Genomic DNA, 7,967 nt, shown 5'->3' with positions numbered 1-7,967 from the left:
GGGGCGCCGGCACTGCCGGCGCCCCCGCGGCGTCCCCGCAGCCCCCCGCCGGCCCGTTCCTGGTCGTCGGCCTGGGCAACCCCGGCCCCGGCTACGCCGGCAACCGGCACAACGTGGGCGCCATGGTGCTGGCCGAGCTGGCCGCCCGCGCCGGGGCCAAGCTGTCCCCGGGCAAGGGCCCGCGGGCCCGCTCGGTGTCCGGCGAGGGCCGGCTGGCCGGCCGGCGCGTCGTGTTGGCCCAGCCCACGACCTACATGAACGAGTCCGGCGGCCCGGTCCAGGGCCTGCTCGGCTACCACTCGATCGCCGCCACCGAGCTGGTGGTGGTGCACGACGAGCTGGACCTGGACTTCGACGTCGTCCGGCTCAAGCGCGGCGGGGGAGAGGGCGGGCACAACGGGCTGCGCTCGATCTCCCGGTCCACCGGCACCCGGGACTACCTGCGGGTGCGGGTCGGCATCGGCCGCCCCCCGGGTCGGCAGGACCCGGCGGACTTCGTGCTCAAGGACTTCTCGGCCACCGAGCGCAAGACGCTGGAACTGCTCGTCGGCGAGGCGGCCGACGCCGTCGAGCTGCTGCTGGAGAAGGGGCTGGAGGCCGCACAGAACGTGGTGCACCCGCGCAGCTGACCTCCCCCGTCCGGGTGGTCTCCCGCGTCCGGGGTGGTCCCGGCGGGTGGTCCTGCCGACGTCCAGGGAGAGCACAGCCGTGCACCTGGACCAGGAGGGGGACCGTTGCCGTCCGACGAGGGCAGACCGGCCGAGCACGAGGCGACCCCGGGGACCGGTCCGGCCGAGGTCCGGCTGCGGCGCGGCGCGGAGGTCGCGCACGCGGCCGAGCTCGCCCGTGCCGCCGAGGCCGCCGCAGAGGCCGCCGCCCGCGGGCTGCTGGCCGACGGCGCCCTCGGGTCCGACGGCGTCCGGCCCATCCACGCCCCGCGCACCGTGCCCCGCACCCTGTCCTCCGGTTCCCCCGCGCTGGGCGGGTCCGACGTGCCCCGCCGCCGGGCCGGCGACGGCGCCCACGGCCCGCTCGTCGACCTGCCCATGTACGACCCGCTCTCGGCCCGCCGCCGGCGGCCGCCGGAGTGGCTGTCCACCTACACCGGGTTCGTGCTGCTGCTGGACGCCCTGGTCGCCGCCGGCTCGCTGGTCGCGGCCCTGCGCTGGTCCGGTGAGCCGGCCCCCGCGGCAGCGGCCACCGCGGTCGCCGCCGTGCTCTGGCTCGCCGCACTGTGGGCCGCCGGCACCTACCGGGAACGCCGCTTCGGCGGTGGTCCCGAGGAGTACCGCCGGGTGGTCCTGGCCGCCGTGTCGCTGGCCGCGGCCACCGCCGTGGCGGTGACGCTGGAACTCGTCGTCCCCACGGTCCTGGCCCCGGTGACGACGGCCCTGGTCCTCGGCACGCCGCTCACCGTGCTGGTCCGGCGGCTGATGCGGGCCCGCATGCACGCCCTGCGCCGCCGGGGGCTGATGACCAAGCGGGTGGTCCTGGTCGGCCGTGAGGCCGCCCTGGTGGACATCGCGACCCGGCTGCGCAAGGACGTCAGCGCCGGCTGGTCGGTCGTCGGCGCCTGCGTCCCGGACCCCTCGGGTGCCGGCGGGCTCAGCCGCATCGGCGTCCCCGTGCTGGGCGGTCTGGGCTTCGTGCCGGCCGTCCTGGACCAGGCCCGGGCGGATGCCGTCATGGTCGCCTCGGCCAGCGACGGCGCCGCGGACTACCTGCGCCAGCTGGCCTGGCGGCTGGAGGGCACGAACATCGAGGTGCTGCTGGCCCCCGGGCTGGTCGAGGTGGCGGTGGACCGCCTGGAGGTGCGTCCGACGATCAGCTTCCCGGTCGTGCAGATCATCGAGCCCTCCTACCGCGGCCTGCGCCGGCTGGCCAAGACCGTCGTCGACCGGCTGGTGGCGCTGCTGGTCCTGCTGCTGGCCTCCCCGGTGCTCATCGGGCTGGCCGTGTGGGTGCGCCGCGAGGACGGCGGCCCCGTGCTGTACCGGCAGCGCCGCGTCGGCCGGCACGGCCGCCCCTTCGACGTCCTCAAGTTCCGCTCCATGCACGTCGACGCCGACGACCGGGTCGCCGACCTGGCCGCCGTCGACGAGGGCAACGGGGTGCTGTTCAAGATGCGCACCGACCCCCGGGTCACCCGGGCCGGCCGCGTCCTGCGCCGCTACTCGCTGGACGAGCTGCCCCAGCTGGTCAACGTGCTGCGCGGGGACATGTCCCTCGTGGGGCCCCGCCCGGCCCTGGCCCGGGAGGTGGAGACCTACGGCCCGGACATGCAGCGTCGGCTGCTCGTGCGGCCGGGCGTGACCGGGTTGTGGCAGGTCAGCGGTCGCTCGGACCTGTCGTGGGCGGAGACCGTCGAGCTGGACGTCCGCTACGTGGACAACTGGTCCTTCGGCCGCGACCTCGGCATCCTGGCCCGCACGCTGCGCGCGGTCCTGGCCGGGTCGGGCGCCTACTGACCCGGGCGGGCGGGGCAGCGGAGGACTAACCTGGTCCTCGGCCCCCCGCGCCCCCGTGCGTCCGCCCGGGAAGCGTGAGCGGTGCGGCCCGGACCCGATGGAGTACCCCCTCGTGACCCTGCGCGGCGTGCTCGACGTCGTCCTCACCGACCCCGGCCTGGCCCGGGTGGTCGAGCGGGCCGGCGCCGCCGACCTGGCGGTCACCGCCCCGCCGACCGTCCAGCCGCTGGTGGCCGCGGCCCTGGCGGCGGCGTCCCCCGGTGCGGGCGTCCCCGTGCTGGTCGTCACCGCCGGTGAGCGGGACGCCGACGCGACCGCCGCCCTGCTGCGCTGCTTCGTGCCCGACCGACGGGTCGAGGTGTTCCCGGCCTGGGAGACGCTGCCGCACGAGCGGCTGTCCCCGCGGGCGGACACCGTGGGCCGCCGGCTGGCCGTGCTGCGCGACCTGACCCACCCCGAGGCGAGCACCGGCCGGATCGACGTCCTGGTCGCCCCGGTCCGCAGCCTGCTGCAGCCGCTGGCTCCCGGCCTGGGCGACCTGGTGCCCGTCGAGCTCGCCCCCGGCGACGCCGCCGAGCTGGGCGAGATCAGCCGGCGGCTGGCCGACGCCGCCTACACCCGGGTCGAGCTGGTGGAGAAGCGGGGCGAGTTCGCCGTCCGCGGTGGGCTGCTCGACGTCTTCCCGCCGACCGAGCCGCACCCGGTGCGGGTCGAGTTCTGGGGCGACGAGGTCGACGAGATGCGGTACTTCTCCGCCGCCGACCAGCGCTCCCTCGACGAGCGCCCCGACCGGTTGTGGGCCCCGCCGTGCCGCGAGCTGCTGCTCACCCCCGAGGTCCGCGAGCGGGCCCGCGCGCTGGCGGTCGAGCACCCCGAGCTCGCCGAGGTCGCCGGCCAGCTGGCCGAGGGCATCGCGGTCGAGGGCATGGAGGCGCTCACCCCGGCGCTCATCGGCGCCGGCCGGATGGAGCTGCTCACCGACCTGGTGCCCCGCGGCACGCACGTGCTGGTCTGCGACCCCGAGCGGGTCCGCAGCCGCGCCGCGGACCTGGTCCGGACCGCCGAGGAGTTCCTCGCCGCGTCCTGGCAGACCGCCGCCGAGGCCGGTCAGGCCCCCATCGACCTGGGCGCCTCCTCCTTCCGCGACCTGGAGGACGTCGCCGACGACGCCCGTGGCCGCGGCCTGCCCTGGTGGACCACCGGCACGTTCACCCTGGCCAGCGAGGACGACGACACCCACGTGACGCTGGACGCCACCGGCGTCGAGCGCTTCCACGGCGACCAGGACGCCGCAATCGGGCAGCTGCGGTCCTGGGCTGCCGAGCAGTGGCGGGTCGTCGTCACCTTCGCCGGGCCCGGCCCCGCCCAGCGGGCCGCCGACCAGCTCACCGAGGCCGACCTCGGCGTCCGGCTGGTGCCCGACGTCGCCACCGGCCCCGAGGCCGGCGTCACGCACGTCACCCAGGGGAACCTGGAGGCCGGGTTCGCCTTCCCCGGCATCGGGCTGGCGCTGCTCACCGAGCACGACCTCACCGGTCAGCGCGGCACCTCGATGCGCGATGCCACCAAGATGCCCGCCCGGCGCCGCAACGCCGTGGACCTGGTGCAGCTGCAGCCCGGCGACCTCGTCGTCCACGAGCACCACGGCGTGGGCCGGTACCTGGAGATGGTCAGCCGCACCGTGCACGGCGGGCAGCGGGACTACCTGATCGTCGAGTACGCCCCGGGCAAGCGGAACCAGCCGCCGGACCGGCTCTTCGTGCCCACCGACGCCCTGGACCAGCTGACCCGCTACGTCGGCGGCGAGGCCCCGGCGCTGTCCAAGCTCGGCGGCAGCGACTGGGCCAAGACCAAGGGCCAGGCGCGCAAGGCGGTCAAGCAGATCGCCGCGGAGCTGATCCGGCTGTACTCCGCACGCATGGCCAGCAAGGGCCACGCCTTCGGCCCGGACACCGTCTGGCAGCGCGAGCTCGAGGACGCCTTCCCCTTCCAGGAGACGCCCGACCAGCTGGCCGCGATCGACGAGGTCAAGGCGGACATGTCCCAGCCGGTCCCGATGGACCGGATCATCTGCGGCGACGTCGGCTACGGGAAGACCGAGATCGCCATCCGGGCGGCGTTCAAGGCGGTGCAGGACGGCAAGCAGGTCGGTGTCCTGGTGCCGACGACGCTGCTGGCCAACCAGCACTTCAAGACCTTCTCCGAGCGGATGGCCCAGTTCCCGGTCACCGTGGCGGTGCTGTCCCGGTTCCAGTCCAAGGCCGAGTCCGACGAGACGCTGCGCAAGCTGGCCGACGGCGAGGTCGACGTCCTGGTCGGCACGCACCGGCTGCTGCAGCCGACCACCCGGTTCAAGGACCTGGGGCTGGTCATCGTCGATGAGGAGCAGCGCTTCGGGGTCGAGCACAAGGAGTACCTGAAGACGATGCGGACGGCGGTCGACGTGCTGTCGATGTCCGCGACCCCGATCCCGCGCACCCTGGAGATGTCACTGACCGGCATCCGGGAGATGTCGACGATCCTCACCCCGCCCGAGGAGCGGCACCCGGTGCTGACCTACGTCGGCGCGTGGGAGGACAAGCAGATGGCCGCGGCGATCCGCCGCGAGCTGCTGCGTGACGGTCAGGTCTTCGTCATCCACAACCGGGTGCAGTCCATCGACAAGGCCGCGGCGACGATCCGTCGGCTGGTGCCCGAGGCCCGGGTGGCCGTGGGCCACGGGCAGATGAAGGAGCACGAGCTCGAGAAGATCATGGTCGGCTTCTGGGAGAAGGAGTACGACGTCCTGATCGCCACGACCATCGTCGAGTCCGGGCTGGACATCCCCAACGCCAACACCCTGATCGTCGACCGGGCCGACACCTTCGGGCTCTCCCAGCTGCACCAGATCCGCGGGCGCGTGGGCCGTGGCCGGGAGCGGGCCTACGCCTACTTCACCTACGACCCGAACCGGCCGCTGACCGAGACCTCGGTCGACCGGCTCACCACGATCGCCAACAACACCGACCTCGGTGCCGGCATGGCCGTGGCGATGAAGGACCTGGAGATCCGCGGGTCGGGCAACCTGCTGGGCGGGGAGCAGTCCGGGCACATCGCCGGGGTGGGCTTCGACCTGTACGTGCGGCTGGTCGGCGAGGCGGTCAGCGACTACCGGGCCCAGGCGACGGGGGAGTCCCCGGCGGTGGAGCCGGCCGACGTCCGGGTCGACCTGCCGGTCGACGCGCACCTGCCGCACGACTACGTGCCCGGGGAGCGGCTGCGGATGGAGGCCTACCGCAAGGTGGCCTCCGTGCAGGACGACGACCAGGCGCAGGCCGTGCTCGACGAGCTCACCGACCGGTACGGCCCCGCGCCCGCCCCGGTGCTGAACCTGCTGGCGGTGGCCCGCTTCCGCGCGGCGATGCGCCGGCTGGGTGTCACCGAGGTGTCGATGGCCGGGCGCAACGTGCGCATCTCCCCGGTCGAGCTGCGGGAGTCCCAGCAGATGAAGCTGGGCCGCCTCGCCGAGGGCGTCACCTACAAGTCGACGGTGAACACCGTCTCGCTGAAGGTGCCGGTGGGCCCGGACCGCCGGACGCCGCTGCGCGACGTCGCCCTGCTGGAGAAGCTGCACGCCCTGATGACCTCGGTGCTCGAGCCGCCGGTCGTCGCTGCCGCGGGGTGATCGTCTCCGCGGTCGCGCTCGTTGCGGCGGTCGCCTGCTACGGCGTGGCCGGTGCCCGGCTGAGCGACGGCGCGCGCGAGGCGGGGCCGACGCTGCGCTCGCGGGCCTGGTGGACCGGCACCGCACTGCAGGCCGGTGGGTTCGGCACCTCGGCGGTGGCCCGGGCCGACCTGCCGCTACTCGTGGTCCAGTGCGCCGTCGTCGCCGCCCTGGCGGTGACGGCGGTGCTGCAGCAGCTGGCCGGGGTGCGCCGGCCGACCCGGACCGACGCCCCCGCGCTGGTGGCCACCGTCGCCGGGCTCGGGCTGCTGGTCGCGGCGACCGTGCCGGGGCCGGCGGTGTCCGGCGGCACGGCGCTGCTGGTCGGCCTGGCCGCCGCGGTCGTCCTGGCCCTGGTCGCGGTCGGCGTCCCGGCCGGCACCTGGGTCTTCGGGGCCCTCGCCGGCATCGGGTTCTCGGTGGGCGCGGTCGGCGTCCGGGCGCTGGTGTCCCGGTTGCCCGACGCCTGGTGGCGGTTCTGGGACCTGCCGGGGGAGCTGTGGCTGCTCGGCGTGCTCACCGCCGCGGGCATGGTGCTGGGCCAGCTGCACCTGACCCGGGGCCTGGCCGCGGCACCGGCGGTGCCGGTCCTGGCGGTCATGTTCGTGGTCAGCACCCTGCTCCCGGCAGCGGCGGGGCACTGGCTCCTGGACGAGCGGACCCGGGCCGGATGGGCGCCGGCGGCGGTGGCCGGGGCGGTGCTGGCCCTGGTCGGTGCGCTGTCGCTGCTGCGCGGCGAGCGCTCCCGGTCGCCCGCCTGAGCCCCGCGGTGTGGGAGGGTCCCGGTGTGACGCGGCGCACCCTGGGCACCCTGCTGGCACTGGGGGTGGCGCTGTCCGGGCTCACCGGCTGCCGCACCTCACCCGACGTCGCCGCCTACGTGGGCGAGGACCGGGTCCGGGTGGACGACCTCACCGCGGCCGTCGACGAGCGGCTGGCCGACGACGGCGTCGCCACGTACGCCGCGTCGCTGCCCTCGGGGGACTACACCCGGCAGGTGCTGGACCTGATGATCGGCGCCCGCGTCTACGACGTGGTCGAGGAGCGGTACGACGTCGAGGTCACCGACGCCGACGTCCGGGAGCGGATCACCGAGTTGCTGGGCGGCGAGCCCGAGGACGAGCTGTTCGGTCAGCTGGCGCAGCAGCAGGGCCTGCTGCCCGACGACGCGCGGGAGATCATCCGCCAGCTGCTGGTCCGCGAGGAGGTCGCCCAGGCCGAGGGTCTGGCGGACCTGTCCGACGCGGGCATCGAGGACGCCTACGAGCAGGCCCGCTCCTCCGGCGCCCAGTTCGAGCTGGGCTACCTGACCGTGCCCGACCAGGCCACCGCGGACGCCGTCGCCGCCCAGCTGCGCGCCGACCCGGCGGCCTACGGGACGCTGGCCGCGCAGTACGCCGGGACCTACACGCTGCCCGAGGCGCAGCTGCGCTCACTGGACCAGGTGCCGGGCGTGCTCGCCGACGCCGTGGCGGGCGTGCTGCCCGAGGGCGTCTTCTCCCTGCCGGTCGCCGAGACCGGCGGTGTGCTGGTCGGCCAGGTGGCCTTCCCGCCGATCGAGGACCTCACCGAGGACCTCACCGGCGCCGCCCGGCAGGCCGCCTCCGACGCGGCGCAGCCGCTGGTCGACGCGGTGGCGTCGGGCCTGGACACCACGGTGAACCCCCGGTACGGCGCGCTGCAGGACGGCACCGTCGTGCCCCCCACCGACGGTGTGGTCCGGGTCCTGGAGGGGGACGACGCAGCCGCACCGGCGGCTGCCGGAGACTGAGCGGGTGCCTGCCCCGACCCCGCCC

At 75.4% G+C, this 7,967-nt stretch carries 5 protein-coding genes; all 5 read left to right on the top strand.

Features of this window, described 5'->3' with window-relative positions:
- The first annotated feature begins 59 nt into the window (after positions 1-59).
- The 5 genes from pth (at position 60) to AC0IVP_RS21580 (ending at position 7,942) form a co-directional block, all read left to right on the top strand.
- Complete coding sequence (gene pth, locus AC0IVP_RS21600; protein WP_471759239.1) at positions 60-629, top strand: aminoacyl-tRNA hydrolase; 570 nt, start codon at positions 60-62, stop codon at positions 627-629.
- 105 nt (positions 630-734) lie between these two features.
- Positions 735-2,468, top strand: coding sequence for a sugar transferase (locus AC0IVP_RS21595; RefSeq protein ID WP_471759238.1), 1,734 nt, complete (start codon positions 735-737; stop codon positions 2,466-2,468).
- Positions 2,469-2,565: 97 nt separating this feature from the next.
- Entirely contained in the window at positions 2,566-6,132 is a 3,567-nt protein-coding gene (gene mfd / locus AC0IVP_RS21590) for a transcription-repair coupling factor (protein ID WP_471759237.1), read from the top strand.
- Positions 6,129-6,932 carry a hypothetical protein gene (locus AC0IVP_RS21585; RefSeq protein ID WP_471759236.1) on the top strand — a complete coding sequence of 268 codons (804 nt, stop codon included), beginning with the start codon at positions 6,129-6,131 and terminating at the stop codon, positions 6,930-6,932. The genes mfd and AC0IVP_RS21585 overlap by 4 nt, the downstream gene beginning before the upstream one ends.
- 26 nt (positions 6,933-6,958) lie before the next feature.
- Positions 6,959-7,942, top strand: a complete 984-nt coding sequence (locus AC0IVP_RS21580; RefSeq protein WP_471759235.1) for a hypothetical protein — start codon at positions 6,959-6,961, stop codon at positions 7,940-7,942.
- Positions 7,943-7,967: the final 25 nt, after the last annotated feature.

It is taken from the genome of Klenkia sp. AC732 (assembly GCF_979256525.1).
This window is presented reverse-complemented; position numbering and strand designations above follow the sequence as displayed.